This is a genomic window from Leptodesmis sp. (genome assembly GCF_052746595.1).
Genome location: NZ_JBRAGO010000004.1, coordinates 35,886 through 58,810, shown reverse-complemented (window position 1 = coordinate 58,810; position 22,925 = coordinate 35,886). Strand labels below are relative to the sequence as shown.

Sequence of the window (22,925 nt, the reverse complement as noted above, 5' to 3'; positions counted from 1 at the left end):
TGGCTGCATCAACTGCTATGAGCAATCCCAGATTTACCTTCTGCATTCCCAACCTGAATAAGATCCAGTACTTACCTGCCTGCATTGACAGTATGCTGGCTCAGGACTGTGAAGACTGGCAATGTGTGTTTGTGGATGGCTATTCCACGGACGGCAGTTGGGAATATATGCAGCAGTTTGCGTCTGATCCTCGCTTTCTACTGTTCCGTGGGCTGAAACAGGGGATGTATGCCGACTGGAATGAATGTTTACGCCATGTAAATACGGAATACTTTTATTTCCTGACCAGTGACGACACCTGTTTCCCGAATCTAGTTTCTACAACGGTGCGTACTTTAGATGCTTACCCAACAGTGGATGCCTGCCATTTTCAGTTCTGCTTAATTGATCAATTCGGAGAGATAGTTCAATCTTCTGAGTCAATTACTCGCCAAGAATGTGATTTGTATTGTGAAGTGAACCATTATCCTCATTTGCGCTCTGGAATCTGCGAATTCATGATGCATTTTGCCTATCGAGCAATTTACACCACCATCACATCACTGGTTTTTCGCCGCAATTTGCTGAACTCTCTCAAGGGCTTTAAGACAACTTGTAGTGTGATTGCTGACTATGACTGGACGATGCGATTGGGCTTATTCACAGATATCCTTTACATTCCCAAACTATTAGCGACCTGGCGCGTCTATGCCGAGCAAGCCACCCATAGCAGCGATCGCTTAGAGAATCAAGCCGCATTGCTTACCATCGCTCAAGAAAATTTAAATTACTTTCTGGCGATGGAAGCTGCCCAGAAACTTAAACAGCCTATTCATCCTGATCAGCTTCTGGCTGATTTCCGTAACCACCACGCGGCGGCTATTTATCATCAATTGCTGTCATCCAGGACAGGGGCAGAATTGCAACAAAATGCCGCTTTACTAATTTCTAACTATCCTCTCTATCTGGTTAAAAAAGCTCTTAACCGTCTAAGTTTTAACAGGCTATATCCCTATCCCAAAAGAATTGAATTGGCCCAATCCAATATCGATCGCTATGGGCTGCAATGGCCACCCCTTAAAGTTCCTCTCTAGATTTCGGTTTTCTCATCAGTTGCGATTTTTCATCCATGTTCTGTAACCGCAGTAAGGGCAGCTACTTCTCATGATTATCGGGCACTACGAACAAGAAATCTGGAACCCAGGCGGAATTGCAACGTATATTAGTCATCTCAGTATAGCTCAACAAGCAATCGGCCATCAGGTGTATTTCTTATCTAAAAAATCTTGTGTTGTTCGCGATGCGATCGCAACGCCGATTATTGTGCCTGATGAAAAATTGTTATTCGCGCAAGCCAGAAAACTTAAATTAGATATTCTCCATTTACATACAACAATTTATACTCCTCCGCCTGCAGATTTAGCTGTGATTCGTACCGTTCATATCCATAGTCCTTACTGTCCCAGTGAGAGTAAGTATTTAGGGCAATGGAACCGACCATGCGATCGAGCCTATAGCCTTCCTGGATGTTTATGGGGACACTTGATTGATCGGTGTGGCAGTGTTCGCCCAAAGAACCTGTCCTCTAACTTTGAAAAGACTCAACAAGAACTGGCGATTCTATCACGACTACCAGTCATTACAGTCAGCAAGTTTCTTAAAGAACAGATGATTCAGGCTGGCTATCCTGAGGATCAAATTCATGCCCTGCCCATCTTTGCTCCGGAAGTATTAAATTATTCTGCACCGCCCCAGGTAGGCATTCCACACTTTGTATTTCTAGGACGAATCACTCCTCAAAAAGGTTTAAATTGGCTCTTACGAGCCTTGCAAAAGGTCAAAGTACCCGTACACCTGGATATTGCTGGCGAGGGATACAAAAAGTCAGAAATGCAACAATTAGCCCAAAAGCTGGGACTGAATGAACAAGTTACCTTTCACGGATGGTTAAGTTCAGATCAAGTGCGTGGGCTACTTAATTCAGCACGGGCCTTGATCTTTCCCTCAATCTGGCATGAACCCGCTGGTTTCGTTGCACTTGAGGCAATGGCCCATGCAAGACCTGTTATTGCCAGCCGAGTGGGTGGGATTCCAGAAATGGTGCTGGATCAAGTCAACGGACTACTTGTAGAACCCAATGATATTGAGGCGTTAGCGAACAGGATCGAACACCTGGCTTTGGATTGGAATTTAGCCAAAAAAATGGGAGAAACAGGCAGGAAACAAACGATTGAACTCTTTAGTCTTCAGATTCATCAAAATAGATTGCAACAGTTATACGACCAAATAGTTGAGCAAAAAATTGCAGTCTAACCATTTTTATTCTGAATTAATTTGATTCGCAATTCGCCCCGCAAATTCGACCGTGTTCCATGAATATTTTGCTGATTCTTCACCACTATTTAGATCGGAATGCAGGGGCTGCAGGGGCTACTCTGCGGTTAGCAGAACAATATGAACGGAAAGGTCACAAAGTTTGCTTCTTCTCTTTTGAAAATCTTCCCCACAGGCTCTCTGAAAAGGCGGAATCATCAGTATTTCCCTGGTTTGTAGCATCCCATATTCGCAAGCTAGTTAGCCAGCATCCAATTGATATCATAGAAGCTATGACTGGCGATGCTTGGATTTGGGGCAATGGTTGGAAAAAATTCAGTCGTAACCGTCCCCTGCTAGTCACTCAAAGTCACGGGCTTGAGCATACTGTTCACCTGCAAGTGTTGGAGGATGCCCGACAGGGTCGATTAAAACTGAGTTGGAAATATCCACTCTGGCATGGCGGATTTCGTCTATGGGAGGTTGCCCAATCTTTGCGATGTGCCGATCTGGTTTTTATGCTGAATCGGCAAGATGCGACTTATGCAATAAAACAATTAGGGATTTCACCAGCACGGATTCATATTTGTCCCAATGGCATTTCAGAAGCATTGCTCAATCTACCTTTTCCTGATTCACCAGTCACTGAAAATGCACCGATCGGGATTGTCCAAATGGGTCGATATACGGCTCAAAAGGGGATTGAATATGGTGTTCCTGCTCTCAATGCAATTCTCAGCCGTTATCCCAACGTTAAGGTCAGTTTTCTGGGTACGCTTTGTTCAGCAGATCAAGTTTATGCCGATTTTGATCCGAGCATTCACGATCGCATTCGGGTGATTCCCACCTACACCAATGAACAGTTACCTGACCTGTTACAAGGACATCACATTAAACTATTACCAACTCTGGCAGAAGGGTTCGGGTTGGTGATTGTGGAAGCAATGGCGTGTGGTTTGGCTCCAGTGACCACTGCCATTCAGGGGCCGCTGGAAATCGTCACACATGGCCATGATGGGCTTTTAGTTCCGGTTCGTGATGCTTTGGCCATTGAGCAGGCATTGGAACGGTTGATTTGCGATCGTGTCTATCTTAAAACCCTAAAATACAACGCTTATCAAACAGCCCAACGGTATAACTGGGCAGATATTGCGCAACAGCGGCTAACTTTATTTGAAAATTTGCTGGAACAGAGGAGGCATCCCGAATGAAATTGACAGTTCTTGTGCCTACTTACCGTCGCTCCCAAGATCTAGCACGTTGTTTAGAGGCCCTACAACAACAAACCCAATTAGCGGATGAAATTTTGATTGTTATTCGAGAAGAGGATCTAGAAACCTCACAGTTCTTTGCAGTCAATCCTTATCCTTCCCTGGGGCTGCGGCTAATTACCGTTGCTGTTCCGGGGCAGGTTGCCGCCCTGAATGCGGGTCTGGAGGCGGCCAGGGGAGATATCATTGCCATCACGGATGATGATGCGGCTCCCCACTCCGACTGGCTAGAGCGAATTGAGGCTCATTTCCTGGCTGACGATCGCTTAGGCGGTTTGGGAGGAAGGGACTGGGTATATATCAACGGTCAATTAATCGATGCGTCTGCTCATCCGGGGGCTTCAGATACCGTAGGCCGCCTGCAGTGGTTTGGGCGATCGATTGGAAATCATCATATCTGCACGGGCAGTGCACGCGAAGTAGACATTTTGAAAGGTGCAAATATGAGCTTTCGGCGAACTGCTCTGGATGGACTGCGGTTTGACTCTCGCCTGAAAGGAATGGGTGCCCAAGTTTGTAATGATATGGGGTTTAGTTTGGCTGTCAAAAAAGCTGGATGGAAGCTGGTGTATGACCCTCAAGTGGCTGTTGATCACTATCCTGCTCAACGATTTGATGAGGATCAGCGCAATCAGTTCAATGCCGTTGCCCAGATCAACCTGGCGCACAATGAAACCCTCGTCACTCTGGAGAATTTAGCGCCTTATCAGCGGGTAATTTTTCTAATCTGGTCAACGCTGGTCGGAACTCGCAGTGTTTTTGGGGTTGTCCAACTGATCCGCTTTTTAGCCCATGAGCGTACTCTGGCAATCCAGAAGTGGATCGCTTCTATGCAAGGACGATGGCAAGGATGGCAAACCTGGTGGCGAAGCCGAACCGAGAATCGGCATGGAATTTTAGTTAAATCGGGGAATGAATTAAACAATGCTGCTTAGTGATCAATCTAAACCAGCCTTGAGTTTTGGGCTAAAACCAGCAGATGCCTGGTTAGTCATTTTAGGGTTCGCATTTTTCACAGCAGCTTGTCTGTTGCTTCGCTTTGGCCAGCTTGTTAATTATGGATTTCCGGCAGGGGCCTTTCTGGTCGCCGCCTACCTGTACCGAAAATATCCCATTTTATATTTTAGTTTTGCTTTATGGATGTGGTTTCTTTGCTCCTGGGTGCGCCGTTTGGTTGATTTTCAGATAGGTTGGGTTAATCCCAGCCCAGTGTTACTAACCCCATTATTGGTTACTTTTATCGCTATTCTTAGCCTGTGTAGAAATCTGCCAAAGACTATCAAACAAGGTGGAGTCCCATTTTTGTTAAGTGGAGCCAGTGTCATCTATGGCTTTGGTATTGGCATACTCAGTCTCCCTGCAAACGCCGTTATTCTTAATTTTCTAGGCTGGTTTACGCCGATTCTATTGGGACTACACTTATACATTTACTGGCAAAGGTTTCCTGAATTTAAGAAGAATATTTATACCACTTTTCTATGGGGAACTTTGGTGGTTGGAGTCTATGGTGTCATTCAATATTTTATCGCTCCTGAATGGGATAAAGTTTGGTTAAATAACATGATTTATCAACTTGGGATTGTCACGTTTGGCAATCCTGAGCCTCTCGAAATTAGAGTATTTAGTACGATGCATTCACCCCAAGCACTGGGCGGGATGCTCATGCCAGGATTGCTTTTGCTATTAACCAACAAAAGTAAATTTAATTTTTTTGCCATGCTGGCGGGCTATTTATCATTTTTATTATCCTCGGCTCGTTCAGCCTGGCTCAGTTGGTTAGTCGGTTTACTGAGCTATGCGGGTTTATTGAAGCTTAAATTCCAACTGCGTTTAATTCTAAATCTTCTAATTGCCACTCTATTACTAATGCCCCTCATCATGATAGAACCTTTTTCTACTGTGATCTCTCCTCGGCTTGAAACTCTATCTAATGTTCAGGAAGATAATAGCTTCCAAGATCGAGTGTCAATGTTTAATTTCCTGCTAGGTAGAGCTTTAACTTCTGTAGTGGGAGATGGGCTAGGAGGAGCTGCTGATATAGGAAATGACAATGGATTACTAACTCTATTATTCTCACTGGGCTGGATTGGTACTGTGCCTTATATTGCCGGGATTTTATCTGCCTTCATTCGTTTATTTAAAAGCTCATCTATTAGTACCGATCTGTTTGTTGGCTCTTGTCTGGCGATCGCGTTAGGTAGTTTCTCTCAAATCACTATGAACGTTGTCACATCTGGATTTATTGCAGTTGCATTATGGGTTTTTTTGGGGGCAGGAATGGCTGCGGTTAAATATCACGAGAGCCAGCAAAGTATGCTCTTAAGATAGTTGAGCAATGTATTGATCTGACTGGATATACTGTCATCATGAAATACCAGAAAACAGTAGGATTTATTTTGAAGCGAGTTGACTGCAATGATGGAGTTGCCTCCCATTGTGAAACCCTGATTCGAGGTTTAAAGGCTCATGGCTGGCGCATTGTTATGATCACAGGCCCTGTTTTCTACGACTCTACTTCCATCACTCGTTTTGAAACCCTTAAAAGTCTTGTAGAAGATTGGATAATTTTTGAGAAAATAAATCCTCTGCTTCCCAATTTCTCTTGCCTACTGAAGATCTATCAGACCATCAGAAAGCATGAGATTTCCTTGCTTCATGCTCATGGATATTCCATGTTGTTGGTTGCTCGAATTGTTCAGATTTTTACTCAGATTCGCTGTGTCGCAACCTTTCATCCATCAATTCATGGTAATGATCCAAAGTTGCTTAAAGAAAAAGCATTGCAGGTCAATCATCTTCAATACCAATTCTATTTAGGACTTTTTACACCTGATAAGTTTATTGCCTATTCCTCAGAAATTGCAAACTTTCTGACTCAAGATTTAAGATTTCCAGAATCAAAAGTAAGTAGAATGCTGTTGGGAATTGATACTGATTTGTTTCGGCCCCCAACGGCTGAAGAACGCTGTCTGGCACGTAAGAAACTGAATTTCCAGGAAGATGAATTGATCTGCGCTCTGGTTGGCAGGCTTAGTTGGAATAAAGGACATGATATTTTGATTGATGCTGTCAGGCAATTGAGAACTGAGCATTCAATAACAACCATCAGGTGCCTGTTTTCTGGATCTGGACACGAGGAAAAGCAAATTAAAGAGTATGCTTTTCAGAGTGCAGAAGATCAGTTCTACTTTCACTTTATGGGTTATACAAAAGATCTTCGCGATATTTACTGGGCTGCTGATGTCTTTGTATTACCCAGCCGTAAGGAAGGATTTGCACTTGTAGTAGCTGAAGCAATGGCTTGTGGAGTTGTACCGATTCGCACTCCAGCAGGGGGAGCAGAGGATCAGATTGAACATGGTATGAATGGCTTTATTTTTCCCTTTGATGATTCTGAAACCTTAGTATCCCAGCTAAAGCTACTGGCAAATAATCCCCAACTTCGTGAGCATTTAGCTGATCAGGCATACAAAACTGCTCATCAGAAATTTACTTTAGGAAAGATGATCAATGATACGATCGCTATTTATGAGCAGGTCAGTCTTAAAGGAATTTAAATAGAAATCATGAAAAGTTTCTCTCACTGGATATCGAAGCAATTTCGAGGGCTAGTTTACACTAAGAGATATACCCGTGCTTTGTTTGACCACTTACTTCCGGCCAGATCTACCTATGCCCAGCATCAAGAGGATTGTGAATTTAGGAAATTGCTAAATGGACTTGATTTGAGCACAGGAGTCTATATTGATATCGGTGCCAATCAACCATCCTATATTTCAAATACATATTTCTTTTACAAAAAAGGATTCAATGGGATTCTTATAGAACCTGATGAGTCAAATTTTTTACTTTTGCAACGTTTTCGCAGTAGAGATATTACGATTAAAGCAGTAGTTGGTTCTACACCAAAATTATGCAAATTCAATTATGCGATAGCTTCGGTACATAATTCTGTACAACCGCTACCAGAATCTTCTTTGCTGAAGCAGGAATACATCCCTCAAATTACAGTAGATGAAATAGTTGAATGCATTAATCCCAAGTGGATCTATCTTTTGACTACTGATACAGAAGGAAATGACTTGGAAGTTTTGCGTGGTTCAAGTCGGGCTTTAAAGCGAACCTTGTTAGTCTGTACGGAATATCATGGTGATCAGGAGAGATTACAGTTAGAAAAGTATATGCAAGAAAACTCATTTGAACGGATATTTCTGAATAGCGTGAACTTGATTTTTCGTAATACTGAATTTCCTAAGTATTTAATTGAGGGTGAGTAAAATTTTTAGTTAAAGTTCCGGATAGATCGACCGTTATTCAGAAATATGCATCAGACGTTGTTTTTGATGCCAAAGTTCTACATGAACTATCCAGTTTCTGAATCTGCTTCTATTCTATGTATCGGAATGGGATGGTTTCCACATACTCCTGGGGGGCTGAACCGTTATGTTTACGAACTACTTTGTCAACTAGCTACTCAGCAGGATTGCATCGAGCTTTGGGGCATTGGATTACCAGACTCCGCATTAGATTTACCCTTACAACTGATTAATTTGGCATCACCTGTCAGTTCTCTGCCGAAAAGACTTTGGGCATTTCACCGACAGTTGAGTTGCCGTCAAGCTGCTTTGCCGGATGCCATTAATCTTCATTTCGCGCTATACGGGTTTCCACTACTTAGAGATCTTCCGAAAAATATCCCGATTACCTGCCATTTTCATGGCCCCTGGGCAGGGGAAAGCCAGCAGGAAGGCGATTCTCAATGGCAGGTTTTGCTGAAATATTGGATTGAACAACAAGTATATCGGCGCTGCGATCGCTTCATTGTGCTCAGTAAAGCCTTTGGCAGGATTCTGCATGAGCAATATCGGGTTCCCTGGGAGAAGATTCACATTATTCCTGGTGGCGTCAACACCGATCGCTTCCAGCCTAATTTGTCTCGTGAGGAAGCGCGACTCCGATTGGGTTGGCCTTTAGATCGTCAGATTTTGTTTACACCGCGTCGCTTAGTTCAGCGCATGGGGTTGGATAAGCTCTTGCTGGCGATGGCTGAGGTGCAACGAAAGGTGCCGGAGGCGTGGCTCGCGATCGCGGGAAAAGGGCCTCTTCGTCCCTCTTTAGAACAACAGGTTGAGGCACTAAATCTGAATCAGTATGTGCAATTCCTGGGGTACGTGCCCGATGAGCAACTGCCAATAACCTATCAGGCTGCCGATTTAACGGTGGTGCCTAGCCAGAGCCTGGAAGGATTTGGGCTGATTTTGGTGGAATCTCTGGCCTGTGGAACTCCAGCCTTATGTACTCCTGTCGGAGGCATGCCAGAAATTATTGCGCCATTTTATCCGGATTTAATTACTGACTCTGTGAAGAGTGATGCGATCGCAGACCGTCTCATTGAGTTGTTAACGGGAACCCTGCCGTTACCACCTCGAATGGATTGCCGGAATTATGCCCAGCAGCACTTTGACTGGCAACTTATTGCTCCCAAAGTGCGTAACGTTCTGCTGTCTTAAACTTGAGTTTTAGATTTGGCTACGGAAATACAATAAGCTGTCTATCTACATAGACATCAATACTAAAATAATTGTTAAATTTTTCTAGAAAATTTTAAATAACTATCATAAATAATATTTAAACCACAACTTTAATCTTTCTTGATTATTAAAATGTCATGATTAAAGTGACTGTCAAAAAGCCGATCTGTTGATTGTGATAATTAATTACGTTATTTGTTTATCTTCGATTACAAACCAACTTATTCAACGGGTATTAAGTATAACTTCAAATCTTGCGTTTGGCATCGCCAATACTGATTTTATTGAACAAAACTTTCTCCTGCCTCGATATCGACAGTTCCTAGAGCGCTATAAAAAAAAGCTGCCTTACCTTGACTCAGAAGCTTTGAAGATTGTTGAGGGACTGGAAAAAGAAGGGGTTTATGTAACAACGTTAAGTGCTCTAGAGATTCCCCGGACTGAAAAACTTTTGAAGGCAGGGTACAGTGTAGCAGCTGAACTGGCTAGGCGATCGACCTCTCCCATCTATGCTGATCGCCATACGCTGACGGCAACTGCAAAACAATTATTGCTATATCCTGAACTCTTTTGGTGGGGAACCTCTGAACGGCTATTAAAAATAATAGAAGCTTATTTGCAACTGCCAGTTGCTTATGATGGTCTGTCGGTGTACTACAGTCTGGCCAATGGACAAGATGCTGGCCCCCGCAAGTGGCACCGGGATAAAGAAGACTGGAAGATGGTCAAGGTATGCGTGTATTTGAATGATGTGGATGAGAATGGGGGGCCTTACGAATGTGTCAAACTTGATGTGAATGATTATCTCATTTTTACTCTTCGGCCTAAATACCGGGTACTCACCCATCGAAAGCTGGAAGAACACCTGAATCTTCAGACCTCTGATTGGATAACATCCTGCACTGGGAAAGTGGGCATGGTTATTTTTGCAGACACGGCTCGCTACTATCACCGGGGTAAACCTCCTGTAGACTGCGATCGCTCGGCTATCTTTTTTAGCTATTTCAGCCAGCGCCCTAAACATCCATTTTTCTGTGGGCGTTCTCCCCTATCAGATCAGCAACTTGTTCGACTAGCAGAACCTTTGCCTCCCCATCTTCGTCAGTCCATTACCTGGAAGAAACGCTTACCTGGCATTGGCCGATACATTCCCAAAAATCGGGTCAAAGTGTAATCATGATGCCTAACTCCACGCAGTCTACAAAAATTCTTTTTTTAGATCAGAGTGGCAACATTGGTGGAGCAGAATTGTCCCTTTTAGATGTTGCTCGTCCTTACCGCGATCGCTGCTTGGTGGGACTCTTTCAGGATGGCCCCTATCGGCAATTGCTAGAACGAGCGCAAATCCCTGTCCAAATCCTCACCAGCGAATCCTTAGAAGTTCGACGCGATAGCCCAATCTGGCAGAGCCTCCTGGCTAGTCGATCTCTGATTTCCCTAGTGAAAACCGTGATTCACCTAAGCCGTGAATACGATGTTATCTATACCAACACTGCCAAAGCCTTCATTGTGGGTGCGATCGCCAGTGCGGTTAGTCGTCATCCTCTGGTTTATCATCTGCGCGATATCCTCTCCGAGGATCATTTTAGTTGGGCAAATGTGCAACTTTTGACCACCCTGGCCAATTGTTTTGCTACGTTGGTTATTGCCAATTCCCAAGCAACTCAACAGGCATTCATTGATGCAGGAGGACGACCTGACTTAGTTCAAGTTGTGTATAATGGTTTTAATGTTGATTTCTATCAGGCAACCCCAAGAGCTATTAGTCTCACTTCCTCGAATTTAATATCATTTAGTTCTTTGATAAATAATAGATATAATCAAAATCTCTTGGTATCTTCATTAAATAAGTTTGAAGCTATTGCTGAATCGTTTTCTGAAAATAATCAAAAATCGTTTGTGGTAGGACATTTCAGTCGTTTTTCTAACTGGAAAGGACAGCATATTCTACTCGAAGCTCTGACTCACTGTCCCAATGAGGTAGTTGCCTGGTTTGTGGGAGATGCCCTGTTTGGTGAACAAGCGTATGTCGAGTACCTTTACCGTGAAATTGATCGCTTAAATCTCCATTGCCGAGTAAAGTTTTTAGGATTCCAGGATCAGATTCCCCAGTTAATGGCTGCCTGTAATCTGATCACCCATACATCAACTGCTCCAGAGCCTTTTGGGCGGGTGATTGTAGAGGCCATGCTGTGCGGTGTTCCGGTTGTAGCAGTGGCGAGTGGAGGAGCTGTGGAACTGGTGGAACATGGCAAAACGGGCTGGCTGATGCCGTCTTCCGATCCGGTCAAGTTAGCAGAAATCATTCACCATTGCCGCATACATCCAGAGCAAACCAGGGCGATCGCTCAGACTGCTCAACTTCGTGCCAGGACTCTGTTCAGTCAATCAATGATGGAGCAAAAAATTGACACACTCCTACAGACCCTATTGAGTAGACACATCTAAGCACACGGGAATATTTTGCTGTTGTTATGAAGATCCTGTTTCTAGATCAAAGTGGCAAGATAGGAGGCGCTGAGTTATCTCTGTTGGATGTAGCGCGTCCCTATCGTGATCACTGCTTGGTTTGTTTATTTGCTGAAGGGCCTTTTCATACCCTGTTAGAGCAAGCTCAGATCCCAACCTGCGTTCTTGCTACTCCCATTGCAGTCCAGAAAGACAGCAGTGTGGTGAAGGGATTGAGCAGCATCAGGCAATTAATGCCTCTGATTATCAAAGTGGCCCAACTTAGCCGCGAGTTTGATCTGATCTATGCCAACACTCCGAAAGCCCTAGTGGTTGGCGCAATCGCCAGTGCCCTGAGTCAGCGACCCCTGGTTTACCATCTGCATGACATTGTTTCTCAAGAGCATTTCAGTGCTATCAATCAGCGTTTGATCGTTTCCCTGGCGAATACCTTTGCCGTGGCTGTGATTGCCAACTCTCAGGCTACCAAAGCGGCCTTTCAGCAAGCTGGCGGACGATCGCCGACAGAAGTAGTGTACAACGGATTTGATATTGCGGCCTTTCAGCAGATCCAGCACGATCGCTCCACCCTACGACAACAACTTGGCCTGGAATCTCGATTTATCGTCGGACACTTCAGTCGCCTTTCTCCCTGGAAAGGCCAACACATCTTGATTGAGGCGCTGAAACACTGTTCAGAGAATGTCACAGCGCTGTTGGTGGGAGATGCTCTATTTGGGGAACAGAAATATGTTGAACAACTGCACCAGCAGATTGAGCAGGAAGGACTGCAACATAGAGTTCGGTTTTTAGGCTTTCGATCGGACATCCCCCAATTGATGGCCGCGTGCGATGTCGTCGCCCATACCTCCACGGCTCCTGAACCCTTTGGACGGGTAATTGTAGAAACGATGCTGGGCGGTATTCCAGTGATTGCGGCGGCGGCGGGAGGAGCCATTGAACTGGTGGAGTCAGGAAAAACCGGATGGTTAACGCCTCCAGGCGACCCGGTAAAACTGGCGACCTGTATTAATCACTGCCAGAAGCACCCTCACCACAGCCAGGAAATAGCCTGTAATGCTCAGGCTGAGGCTGTTAAACGTTTCGACCTGGCAGCCACGAATGAGCAAATTGCTCAATGTCTCCAGCAAGTGAGTCAGACCTCTAGGGTTACGTTTTCCAACGTTCTGGGATGGTTCCCTGCTTGTTGGTAAAATTCAACGGGTGGCATCTAAGTGCAGAATAGCCCCTGGAAAAGGTTCTTAAAAATTCCTATGATAACCAACAGTTCTCTCAACGCTACGGATGTGTCGGCTGATGACTACGTCGTTTTAGGTTTGGCAACTTGCTTCATCAAGAAAGATGGAGAAGTTCATGCCGTTAAGATTGTGGAGCCGATCCCCTCGGCGGCCCTGGAAGCGATCGTGAAAGGGATTGCCACCTCTTATGAAATGGCGATCGCGACCTCATTAGGAGCCGTTTGGATCAACGATACGGCTCATATTCCGCCTGAATTTCCTTCAGATGCCCAGTTATGCGATGAGTTTGGCGATCGTCTGCTGGCCGCTACTCGTACCTATAAAGCTCGTCCGGTGGCTCAGAGCTATATTCCGGTAGGAACCGTCAGACATGACTTTAATTTTTCTACGGAGCGAAAGCGAATCCTCAACTCTCAACGGATTGTCAAAGCAGAAGACAATGTGAAGCAACACGAGTACACTCACAAAGTGTTGTAAGTCTGTCCCAAAAACCATGCTAAAACTTTACGGTGGCCAGTTTAGCCGAGCTTCGATTGTCCAGTGGTATTTAGAAGAACTGGGCATTCCCTATGAGTACGTCCTGTTGGATATGAAAGCAGGTGAACATAAGAAACCTGAGTTTCTGGCGATCAACCCAGTGGGCAAGGTACCTGCGATCGTTGATGGAGACTTCATTCTCTGGGAATCGGGTGCCATTTTGCTTTACCTGGCAGAGAAGTATGGTGATCCCAATTTATCTTTAGAAGCACGCTCGCACATCAACCAGTGGATTCTCTATGGGAATGCCACGCTGGGGCCAGAGATCTTTTCAGAAGCGACACGGGAAAGTGCTTTCAGTCGCCACATGGCCGTACTGAATCAACATCTGGAACAACATCCCTTTCTGTTAGGGGATCAATTTAGTGCTGCTGATGTTGCAGTAGGGGCCTTACTGGCTTACATTCCCTTGATGCTCAAGCTGGATTTCCAGGATTACCCAGCAGTGCAAGCTTATGTACAGCGATTAAGTGAGCGTCCTGCCTACCAGAAAGCGATCGCAAAACGGGTGTAAGGGGAATAGTATTGTCGAATGACTTGAAGGAGATTGGGGATCAGGAGTAGGGATCGGTAATCACCTCCCGGTGTCTGATCCCTAACCTCTTCTTAAACTTACATAACAACAGCTAAAGAATTGTATGTCATTCGCCTCACGAACCTTCCAGGATTTCTATACTGATCCCATTCCCATCGTTTCCTTATTAAACGAGGAGGTTCCTACAATGGTTCACACATACGAGGTATTGGTTGATATCAAGGAATATGCCGGAGACAACACCAATGCCTGTCACAACGCCACCAGTCGCTACGAAATTGATGCTGAATCCAAACATTCAGCAGATGTCATGGCCCGTGCTCAGGCTAGAAATGAGCATCCCCACGGTACGGAATTTGATGCCCGCGTCACTCGAATTCTCCGATAAATTATCCAGGCAGTATACCTAGCCTCCCACATGGATCACGGGACGGCGGTCTGGATTTTTTTTCCGCCTTACGCAGCACTTCTCGAGTGACCACTGCAATCTCGCCTTCCCCAAATAGAATAAACCGCAACAGGTATTGAATTGGGTTGCCTTCAATCCAACCAAAGTAAGCGTGGGGTAGCTTTCCAGTGCGATCGCGAACATAGAACAGGATCGCTGCGATCACACTTGGAACCGCTGCCCCCTGTGCCCGGAGGATTAGGTATCGTGCCCTGGCTTTCTTCTTCCTGAACTAAAAACTGGGGAGCGACTTCATCCATTTCCATGCAATCGACTGCAGTAACGATCGCCGGATTTTGCCCTTTATTTACCTTTTTCGGGCAGATTGCGGGGAGGCGTTTTCCGGCCTTCATAAAACCGCCGTTCCAGTTGTCCTAATCCCAACCACACGGCCCCCATACTGAGCGGCATGAGAGCGGTGAACAAGATTGTCGGAAGGGCGGTGGTTCCGGTTAATAGCAGGAGCGGAGGCAGAAATAACCAGGCGATCGCCCCAATGCCAGCCGTCAGCCAGCGCAACTGTTGTATGCTGGTCAGGGCTTGACGACAACTGGCACAATGCCCTGTATGGGAATGATACCGATCCAGCAAGGCTTCTGTAGATAGACGAGGCGGCAACGGTTCCCCGGGAAACGGATCAGCCTCAAAGTCAGTCACCCACTTTCGCAGGGCAGTTACAAAGGCATCAGCACGAGTGGGCAGATAAAATGCCCTGGCAAACTTGGAGCCTCCCCCCTGCGCTTCCAGATACCGCTCTTGAAAATGTAGAAAAATCTGATCATCTTCCAGAATTGCATTTTGCCCAATATGGGAATACCATCGCGGCAAAAGCTTGATGAAAAATTCTGGGAGTTTAGAGGCGAATTTGAACGGGAATCGGGCAAACACCCGGCATTCTCCTTTGCGAATGGGAGTGGCATACACCACCGTCAGGGTACGACCAAACTGCTTGGAGGTCAGGTCGTGCCACATGAGGGAAGGAGCTACAAACGTTGTATCCTGCCGCCCCAACGTGCCCTTACGTGGCCCTTCTGGCCAGACTCCTTTAAAACCCTGCTTCCCAGTTTCTACCACCTCCAGTTCTACCGGACTGGCATTACTGCGATTGCCCACAGAACGGTGATGGGTAAAGGGCAGGTGACTGGAATCCAGGACATTCTCCAGCAGCGTCAGAGCATCGTAGGGAAGATCGCGAAACGTATTCAGACAGATCCACCCCTCAGGCGACTCTTCCAAAGGTTCAACCACGGGGATTTTCACCTGGGGTGCCCGATCAGGAGCGCCAGGATACACAAATAACAGCCCCTGCCGTTCTGCGGTTGGGAGTGCAGTGGCACAGGCTCTGGGAGATTCATGGGCGGTTCCTCCTGCCACCTGTTGCGGAATACGATCGCAGGTGCCGTCTCCCTTGAAAGCCCATCCGTGATAGGGACACTCCAACAGTCCATCCTCGGCGATTCGTCCTTCCGAAAGCGGCACCAACCGATGGGGACACTGATCGACAAAAGCTCGCCAACAGGTAGCCTGCCGATCCCACCATAGCACCAGATCTTGACCTAGTAGCGTAAACCGACTGGGTTTTGAGCGATCAAGGTCTTCCAAGTAGGACACGGGATACCAGGCTTCTTTACAGTCAAAGCGAGTGGGATCATCCCCACCAGCAGGTAACAGCCTCGGCAGGCCAGTTTGAGTACGCTCTTGAGTCTGCATTCCCGGAGTCCCAATCAATAATTAATAAGGAATTTTCTTTTACATATCTTAACAACTCCTATTAGAAAACCGGATTATCTTTCTCAAGCATCGCAGCCAGTCAATAGACTTCTGGCAAATTGAAAAAACGTCGGATGGGTAAAGGGAAACGATCCATCCTGTAATTCTGGCTGATTTGAATGGGCACGCCAAGCTCTGCCCATCTTAACTGATGATTAAGCCTAATGGGCAGGAGTTCCAATGTAAAAAGGCTTCTACTTCTAAACTGTTTTCAACTCCAGAACCACTGTTTCTTTGATCGGAAAATAACCGTTCTCTAGCTCGACTTGGTTGACCTTCTGCCCGTTGCCCTCTGTCTGCTAGTAACTATCCCCCTGATCAACTGTTTTCATTCCCAGAAATTGATTGGCCTGCATCAGTCGTTTGGCAATGACCAACCGTCGGGCAAGGCTAATTTCAGGCTCTGCCAAAACTTCCTGAGCATGCTGACGATAGAGGGCGCTGGTTGCAGAATCTACTTCGTCAATTTTCTTAAGTTCTGAATACACTCTACGAAGGCAAACAGACATGATTCAGTCCTCTTTCTCAACTATTTCTATCTTGCCCTTCTCCAGGGGAATTTGCTGTGATTCGCACATGAAGTGTTATGGGTCATTAGAATAATTTACATTTGTCAGACTTAACGATACGTAACGCTTAACAAGCGTGTCGAATCAACAAAAAAGGGGGAGGCACTAAGTTCTCCCCCTTATCGTCAGGGTGCATCTACTTATCACAGTATGCCATTAAGGGGGTGAGGGGTGTTACCCCTCGTCAATATTTTTGACAAAGAAGTGGCGGCTAATACCGCAGAGGTATGAAGCTTTTATCAAGCCTGCTGCCAGGACAATCAACCATTCAACTTCTTGGCCAATAGTTGGTTGGTTAGCTTGGGATCGGCGCGGCCTCCGGTTTTTTTCATCACCTGACCGACGAAGAAGCCCAAAAGTTTAGTCTTTCCGTTGCGGTATTGCTCCAATTCGTTGGGATTTTCAGCCAGCACCTCAGCGATCGCGGTTTCCAGTGCGCCCGTATCAGAAATCTGGCCCAGTCCTTCCCGCTCGACGATCGCCCTGGGAGAGCCACCCTTGGTTAGCAATTCCGGCAGGATGGTTTTAGCGGCAGCATTGCTGATCGTGCGGTCTTCGATCAGGCCAATCAGTTCTGCCAGATTGTCAGGTTGGAGAGCTAGGTCGGTGATGTTCAGGCCCGTGTTGCTGTTCAGGTAGGCGCTGATGTCGCCCATGATCCAGTTGGCCGCCTGTTTAGCTGGAGCACCTGCTGCCAGAGTGGCTTCAAAGTATTCGGCGATCGCCCGATCGTTGGTTAGCACCCGTGCATCATAAGCAGACAGCCCCAACTCTTCCTCATAGCGGTGGCGCTTCTGGGCAGGCAGTTCCGGTAATTGCGATCGCCACTCTTCCAACTGCTCTGGAGAGACTTCAATTGGCCCCAGGTCAGGCTCCGGGAAGTAGCGGTAGTCACTGGAACCTTCTTTGGTGCGCATACTGATAGTGCGTTGTGAACCTTCTTCCCAAAGTCGGGTTTCCTGGACTAACCGTTCTCCAGCTTCAATCGCCGCAATTTGCCGCTCAATTTCGTATTCGATCGCCCGTTGAATGGCATTGAAGGAGTTCATGTTTTTAATTTCGACCTTGGTGCCAAACTCCTTCTGGCCCACGGGACGCACGGAAATATTCACATCACAGCGGAGCGAGCCTTCCTGCATGTTGCCATCGCTGACTCCCAGATAGCGCAAAATTCGGCGTAACTCCTGGGCATACTCTGCGGCTTCCTGACCGCTGCGAATATCCGGTTCCGAGACGATTTCTAGCAGGGGAACGCCGGCCCGATTATAGTCCACCAGGGAATAGGTAGAACCCGCGAGGCGATCGCTGCCACCATGCACGAGCTTTCCGGCGTCTTCTTCCATGTGCAGACGGGTAATGCCAATCCGCTTCCGGGTAGCCGTATTCGTTTCCTTATCTACCAGTTCAATTTCCAGCCAACCATGTTCCGCGATCGGCAGGTCATACTGGGAAATCTGATAATTCTTGGGCAGGTCGGGATAAAAGTACTGCTTGCGATCGAACTTACTATAGGGAGCAATCTGGCAATTCAAGGCCAGTCCAGTCTTCACCGCTGATTCCAGGACTTTTTGATTCAGCACAGGCAAGGTACCTGGCAAGCCCATACAAACCGGATCAATCAACGTATTCGGCGGTTCACCAAACTGAGTCGAGCTAGAAGAAAAGATTTTCGTAGCCGTGTTTAACTGGCAGTGCGTTTCCAGCCCAATCACGGCTTCATATTGCGTCTTTGCAGGAGCCGATGCTGTCATGGAGGAATTTCTTGTACAACAATGGCTCTATTTTAGGAGTTAAACTACTTCGACAGTGCTGCTTGGGCTAATGTCCAATCGGGGCGGAGATTTTTGGCTTGTCGCAGGTAGGGGTGGTAGATTTCGATCGCTGGATTGGGAGTGTTGAAGTGAATCAGCAGGCGGATGCAACGGGGTAGGCTACCTTCGACATGCATCTGTTGCACATCCAGTAAAGGAACATTGCTCCAGTTGGGGCGTTCGCGGGCGATCGCAGCGGGGAAAATGGCATCCAGGTCGCGGGTGACGGAAAAGGTGACACTCACCACTTCATCCATATCCAGGCGATTGTGGGCTTCTAGCTCGTCCAGGAGTTCGTGTACCGCTTCCCGAATCGCTGCAACCGAATTTTCCGATACCGTTGTTGCACCACGAATTGCTCGAACTCGCCAACCCACGCTTTTATCCTCCAAACAATCCAAATTTAATGCTAATGGTATGTCAAACAATTTTTCAATCCAAAAGAATTAATGCTATCTCACCTTAACCCGATCATGGCTGAAATGCCATTAAACGTCAGTGATCCTTTTATAAGGTTATTAAAGTTTCTCCGAAGAGGAATAGGGAGCAGGGAATCGGGAGTAGTCTTAAGTTTTGAGTTTTAAGTTCAGAATTTCCCACCCCTGCACTCCTCTAAGGTCTATACAGCCAGAGCGGTAATCCATTGGTCTCCAGTTCAAATGCCAGCCACTCGGTTGCCTGAGGGGGAAGACCTGCCAGGGAAAGTAAAGCCGATCGCGGCTGGCTTTCTTCCCTGGAAATGAGGCGGTTCAAAAAGGGTTTGCGTTCTTCCAAGGTAAAACAGCGGGTCTTGTCTGGATCGAGCCCAGCCAGTTCCGCAGCCCAGCGACGGGCATCTTCTTCGGTTCCTAAGCGATCGACAATCCCCAGTTCCAGGGCTTGCTGTCCGGTGAAAATGCGACCATCGGCAAAGCTTCTAACGGCATCTTCGGCCAATTTCCGGCTTTCTGCCACTGTCTTGACAAATTGCTGATAGCTGATATCAATCAACTCCTGCAAAATGTGGCGTTCCGAGTCGCTCATTTCTCGATCGAAGGCCAGGATATCTTTATAGGGGCCAGATTTCACGACTTTGAAGGACACGCCCACCCGTTCCAGCAGGCGCTCCAGATTATTGCCCCGCAGAATCACCCCGATGCTGCCGGTGATTGTGCCAGGATTGGCCATAATATGAGGCGCTCCCATGCCGATATATACCCCACCAGAAGCCGAAATATTGCCAAAGCTGGCGACAATCTTGACTTTCTCCTGAAGCCGTTTCAACGCTTCATAAATTTCCTGGGAATCTCCCACCGTTCCACCTGGACTATCGATGCGCAGCAGCAGAGCGGGGAATTTCCGCTCCTCAACAATTTTCAGCGCTTCCAGAACCCGTTTACGAGTGCCTGCCGCGATCGCGCCATTAATTTCAATTCGAGCAATTTGTTTCCGAGCACGAGACTTAAATGGCCAAACCATAGAGATTTAGTTACTTAACTAATTTCTAGCGTGCCTGATTTATTCAGGGTTTGTCATAGAGAAATTACAATCTACTACTTAACATAAGTATAGAATTAGCTACAATTCTACTGATGATGCTCACAACTGATGAGTCTGAGCGATCGTCACCTACCTCTCTAACTGCCCTGACTACATTCATGCATTCATCCACCGCACCGAAACTGCCCTTCTATCCCCTACTACTGATTGCCCCCTTCTTCTTTTGGGGAACGGCAATGGTGGCGATGAAGGCAGTAATTCCCAACACCACACCGTTGTTTATGGCTGGAGTCCGCCTGGTGCCTGCAGGACTGTTGGTGTTAGCCACGGCAGTGATTGCCAGGAAGCCGCAACCTCAAGGATGGAAAGCCTGGTTTTGGATTGCCTTATTTGGCCTGGTAGATGGGGCAATGTTTCAGGGATTTCTGGCAGAAGGGCTGGTGCGGACCGGAGCAGGCCTGGGATCTGTGATGATTGATTCCCAACCACTGGCTGTGGCTCTGATGGCGCGGTGGCTATTTGGTGAACAGATTCGGTTGTGGGGCTGGCTAGGTTTAGTGTTAGGAATTGTAGGAATTAGTTTGCTGGGGTTACCTGACGAGTGGATTCTCAACCTGCTGCAAGGCAAGGTTTCCCTGGATGGGGGACAATTAGGCATCCATTTACTGGCTGACCTGTTCCAGAATGGGCAATGGTTAATGCTACTGGCTTCCCTGTCGATGGCCGTAGGTACGGTGTTGATGCGTTACGTTAGTCGTCATGCTGATCCGGTTGCGGCTACAGGCTGGCACATGATTCTGGGCGGTTTGCCCCTATTTGCCCTGTCTGCCCAATTTGAAACGGCGCAGTTCGTCCATCTGGATGCCTCTAACTGGCTCTCGATGGCCTATTCCACGATATTTGGCAGCGCTGTTTCCTATGGTCTATTCTTCTACTTTGCCTCCCGTGGCAGTCTCACCAGCCTCAGTTCGCTGACGTTTCTAACTCCTGTCTTTGCTCTGATCTTCGGCAACCTGTTCCTGAATGAAATGCTGAGTCCTATCCAGTGGGGCGGTGTGGGGCTAACTCTGCTCAGCATTTACTTGATTAATCAACGAGATGTGCTAGCACAGAAGTTTCAGGTTACTGCGGCGATCGCCACATCTGACTCCGTAATTCCGCAAACCCAGCCTGCTCCCCTATCAGGGGTCGCGATATTCTCAAATGTGTTGCCCAAAGAATAAAAGGCAATGGGCAAAAGGAGCAGATGCCCTGAAAACTTGACCTTTGCTCAGCTCAAGGGGTGTAAATAACTGAAAAATAAATTCCCTTTTCCTGCAGAGTTTCTTTTTGGGAGTTTACCTTGACCAGTGGAAACCCAAACACAAGCTGAGCATTAAAGTTATTGCTGATCTGGAGGCGCAAGCCAAATCCGGTAGAAACCAGAGTACCGGGATCCGGATCAGGGCTAGATGAATAATTCCAACCTTTACCAAAATCTACAAAAGGAGTGAAAAACACCAGGGCTTGCTGTTGAGGAAAGGGCAGAACTGGAATCCGGGTTTCAACAGAGGCAAATAGACCGTTATCGGTAAGCAATAGATCTTACCGGTAGCCCCGGACGCTTAAAAAACCGCCAATGCCAAACTGTTCAATGGGCAGCAGTGGCCGATCGGCCAGTTGTAGGTCACCCCGCACCAGTAGAATCGTATCGGGTGCTAATAACCGTACCCATTGCGCCTGACCTCTCCAGGGAAAGAACTGGGTATCCGGCGGCGATTCATTGACGGTCGCCCCGAGGGCTTCTACCCCCAGGTTAAATTGCGATCGCACCGCAAACACAGATAGGCTTTTGCGGGTGGTGTATTCCTGGAAAAAGCGGATGACAGAGGCTTTAGTCTGTCCCTCGGCATCCGTTCCGAGGCTGGGAAATGGTAAGCGTTTATCAAGAAATAAGGTGGTGCGGGTGCGGCGAGTGCTCAGCGTCAATCCCAATGCGAATTCCTGAGTCGGAGTGCAAATAATCGGCTGACGACCTGTCAATTCCAGATAATAGGATTCGGATTGAATGTTTAAGATATCAAAAGGTACTTCAATTACCTGACTGTTAGAAAATCCGGCACTGAAAGCCAGGGTTGTGTCATAGGGGCTGAGGGGAACGGTGTAACTAAAGTCGAGCGCATTGCTTCCTTGAGTTTTGGTAAAAGAGAGACTAATCGCGTCGCCAAATCCCAGCAAATTTGCCTCGGTTCCCCAAAGTTGCCCCCGCACTGACCCGACACCGGGCACTCGCTGATTATCTATGGTAAAGGTGGCAAAGGCAGATCGAGCTTCGGTGACTCTCACCTCTAGCAAACTGTTGCCAGGACGGGATCCGGCGGATAATTCTGCGGAAATGCTGGCTACTAATGGATTTAGTTGCAACAGTTGGAGAGCTTGCAACAGGTCGCGGTTGAGGGGTGCTCTGGTGGCGATCGCAATCCGGCTGGCAATATAACCCGGATTTAACCGCTTCAGTCCTGTGACCCGAATATCTTCCAGGCTGCCTTCTAACACGCGAATTTCCACCACCCCGTTCTGCAGCTTCTGGGGTGGAATAAAAGCTCCTGATGTGATGTATCCCCGACTGGTGTAGTAGTCGGTGATGGCGGATCGGGCCTGAAACAGTTCTGCCAGAGATACATTCCGCCCCTCCGGCCCCAGTGGGCCAATCACCTTTGCGATCGCGGCCATCAATTCCTGCTCTGAAAATACGGTGCTGCCCGTGATCACAAAGCGGTTTACCCGGATGGTTTGGGGAGCCTCGATCGGAGGAACGTCACCTGGAGGCGTGGGCGTGGTCGGAGACGGAGGAAGTAGTTGTTCTGGAGGTGGTAATGGCTCAATTTCTGGCTGTGGCAGCGGCTCTCTGGAAGGAGGTTGCCCTACCCCCGGATCGAACAACGGCGGACGTACATCAGGTTTTTGGATTGGAGGTGTTTGAGCAATTTTGAGAG

Annotated in this window: 23 protein-coding genes; 15 read left to right on the top strand and 8 right to left on the bottom strand. The window is 47.1% G+C overall.

Translation table 11 applies throughout. The annotated features are described in order from the left end of the window. The first annotated feature begins 17 nt into the window (after positions 1–17). The 14 genes from ACUVQO_RS01770 (at position 18) to ACUVQO_RS01705 (ending at position 14,261) form a co-directional block, all read left to right on the top strand. On the top strand, positions 18–1,073 hold the full coding sequence (locus tag ACUVQO_RS01770) for a glycosyltransferase family A protein (protein WP_445924179.1): 1,056 nt from the start codon (positions 18–20) through the stop codon (positions 1,071–1,073). 70 nt (positions 1,074–1,143) lie between these two features. Beyond that, the gene (locus ACUVQO_RS01765) at positions 1,144–2,292 is read left to right on the top strand and encodes a glycosyltransferase family 4 protein (protein ID WP_445924178.1); all 1,149 of its coding nucleotides are present in this window, start codon (positions 1,144–1,146) and stop codon (positions 2,290–2,292) included. Positions 2,293–2,351: 59 nt separating this feature from the next. Next, complete coding sequence (locus tag ACUVQO_RS01760; RefSeq protein WP_445924177.1) at positions 2,352–3,503, top strand: glycosyltransferase family 4 protein; 1,152 nt, start codon at positions 2,352–2,354, stop codon at positions 3,501–3,503. Continuing rightward, positions 3,500–4,498 carry a glycosyltransferase family 2 protein gene (locus tag ACUVQO_RS01755; protein ID WP_445924176.1) on the top strand — a complete coding sequence of 333 codons (999 nt, stop codon included), beginning with the start codon at positions 3,500–3,502 and terminating at the stop codon, positions 4,496–4,498. Before ACUVQO_RS01760 ends, ACUVQO_RS01755 begins: the two co-directional genes overlap by 4 nt. Continuing rightward, the gene (locus ACUVQO_RS01750) at positions 4,488–5,891 is read left to right on the top strand and encodes an O-antigen ligase domain-containing protein (RefSeq protein ID WP_445924175.1); all 1,404 of its coding nucleotides are present in this window, start codon (positions 4,488–4,490) and stop codon (positions 5,889–5,891) included. Before ACUVQO_RS01755 ends, ACUVQO_RS01750 begins: the two co-directional genes overlap by 11 nt. Positions 5,892–5,929: 38 nt before the next feature. Further along, positions 5,930–7,120, top strand: coding sequence for a glycosyltransferase family 4 protein (locus tag ACUVQO_RS01745; RefSeq protein WP_445924174.1), 1,191 nt, complete (start codon positions 5,930–5,932; stop codon positions 7,118–7,120). Between the two features lie 9 nt (positions 7,121–7,129). Further along, the gene (locus tag ACUVQO_RS01740; protein WP_445924173.1) at positions 7,130–7,840 is read left to right on the top strand and encodes an FkbM family methyltransferase; all 711 of its coding nucleotides are present in this window, start codon (positions 7,130–7,132) and stop codon (positions 7,838–7,840) included. Positions 7,841–7,966: 126 nt separating this feature from the next. Beyond that, positions 7,967–9,073, top strand: a complete 1,107-nt coding sequence (locus tag ACUVQO_RS01735; protein ID WP_445924172.1) for a glycosyltransferase family 4 protein — start codon at positions 7,967–7,969, stop codon at positions 9,071–9,073. 388 nt (positions 9,074–9,461) lie between these two features. Then, on the top strand, positions 9,462–10,268 hold the full coding sequence (locus ACUVQO_RS01730) for a hypothetical protein (protein WP_445924171.1): 807 nt from the start codon (positions 9,462–9,464) through the stop codon (positions 10,266–10,268). A 2-nt stretch (positions 10,269–10,270) separates the two neighbouring features. Then, on the top strand, positions 10,271–11,542 hold the full coding sequence (locus ACUVQO_RS01725; RefSeq protein WP_445924170.1) for a glycosyltransferase: 1,272 nt from the start codon (positions 10,271–10,273) through the stop codon (positions 11,540–11,542). Positions 11,543–11,568: 26 nt separating this feature from the next. After that, the gene (locus ACUVQO_RS01720) at positions 11,569–12,756 is read left to right on the top strand and encodes a glycosyltransferase (RefSeq protein ID WP_445924169.1); all 1,188 of its coding nucleotides are present in this window, start codon (positions 11,569–11,571) and stop codon (positions 12,754–12,756) included. Positions 12,757–12,816: 60 nt separating this feature from the next. Further along, entirely contained in the window at positions 12,817–13,278 is a 462-nt protein-coding gene (locus ACUVQO_RS01715) for a hypothetical protein (protein ID WP_445924168.1), read from the top strand. A 16-nt stretch (positions 13,279–13,294) separates the two neighbouring features. Further along, on the top strand, positions 13,295–13,852 hold the full coding sequence (locus ACUVQO_RS01710; RefSeq protein WP_445924167.1) for a glutathione S-transferase family protein: 558 nt from the start codon (positions 13,295–13,297) through the stop codon (positions 13,850–13,852). 208 nt (positions 13,853–14,060) lie between these two features. After that, positions 14,061–14,261: a hypothetical protein gene (locus tag ACUVQO_RS01705; RefSeq protein ID WP_445924166.1), complete on the top strand. Its 201-nt coding sequence runs from the start codon at positions 14,061–14,063 to the stop codon at positions 14,259–14,261. A gap of 152 nt (positions 14,262–14,413) precedes the next feature. Here ACUVQO_RS01705 and ACUVQO_RS01700 read toward each other — a convergent pair whose 3' ends face one another. From ACUVQO_RS01700 to sppA, 6 genes are all read right to left on the bottom strand, one after another. Then, on the bottom strand, positions 14,414–14,674 hold the full coding sequence (locus tag ACUVQO_RS01700) for a hypothetical protein (protein WP_445924165.1): 261 nt from the start codon (positions 14,672–14,674) through the stop codon (positions 14,414–14,416). After that, positions 14,625–16,031, bottom strand: a complete 1,407-nt coding sequence (locus ACUVQO_RS01695) for an aromatic ring-hydroxylating dioxygenase subunit alpha (protein ID WP_445924164.1) — start codon at positions 16,029–16,031, stop codon at positions 14,625–14,627. The genes ACUVQO_RS01700 and ACUVQO_RS01695 overlap by 50 nt, the downstream gene beginning before the upstream one ends. Before the next feature lie 359 nt (positions 16,032–16,390). Beyond that, positions 16,391–16,600 carry a hypothetical protein gene (locus tag ACUVQO_RS01690; protein ID WP_233746591.1) on the bottom strand — a complete coding sequence of 70 codons (210 nt, stop codon included), beginning with the start codon at positions 16,598–16,600 and terminating at the stop codon, positions 16,391–16,393. A 320-nt stretch (positions 16,601–16,920) separates the two neighbouring features. Then, on the bottom strand, positions 16,921–18,411 hold the full coding sequence (gene gatB, locus ACUVQO_RS01685) for an Asp-tRNA(Asn)/Glu-tRNA(Gln) amidotransferase subunit GatB (RefSeq protein ID WP_445924163.1): 1,491 nt from the start codon (positions 18,409–18,411) through the stop codon (positions 16,921–16,923). 44 nt (positions 18,412–18,455) lie between these two features. Further along, positions 18,456–18,848 (bottom strand): chorismate mutase, encoded by a 393-nt coding sequence (gene aroH, locus ACUVQO_RS01680; protein WP_445924162.1) that lies wholly within the window; start codon positions 18,846–18,848, stop codon positions 18,456–18,458. A gap of 235 nt (positions 18,849–19,083) precedes the next feature. Then, a complete protein-coding gene (gene sppA, locus ACUVQO_RS01675; protein WP_445924161.1) occupies positions 19,084–19,929 on the bottom strand; it encodes a signal peptide peptidase SppA in 846 nt (281 codons plus the stop codon). Between the two features lie 113 nt (positions 19,930–20,042). Here sppA and ACUVQO_RS01670 point away from each other — a divergent pair, with 113 nt between their 5' ends. Beyond that, positions 20,043–21,173 (top strand): DMT family transporter, encoded by a 1,131-nt coding sequence (locus ACUVQO_RS01670; RefSeq protein ID WP_445924160.1) that lies wholly within the window; start codon positions 20,043–20,045, stop codon positions 21,171–21,173. Between the two features lie 52 nt (positions 21,174–21,225). Here ACUVQO_RS01670 and ACUVQO_RS01665 read toward each other — a convergent pair whose 3' ends face one another. Together ACUVQO_RS01665 and ACUVQO_RS01660 are read right to left on the bottom strand one after the other, a co-directional pair. After that, positions 21,226–21,528, bottom strand: a complete 303-nt coding sequence (locus tag ACUVQO_RS01665) for a BamA/TamA family outer membrane protein (protein ID WP_445924159.1) — start codon at positions 21,526–21,528, stop codon at positions 21,226–21,228. A gap of 6 nt (positions 21,529–21,534) precedes the next feature. Then, positions 21,535–22,925, bottom strand: a 1,391-nt coding sequence (locus ACUVQO_RS01660) for a ShlB/FhaC/HecB family hemolysin secretion/activation protein (protein WP_445924158.1), incomplete at its 5' end; no start/stop codon positions are given.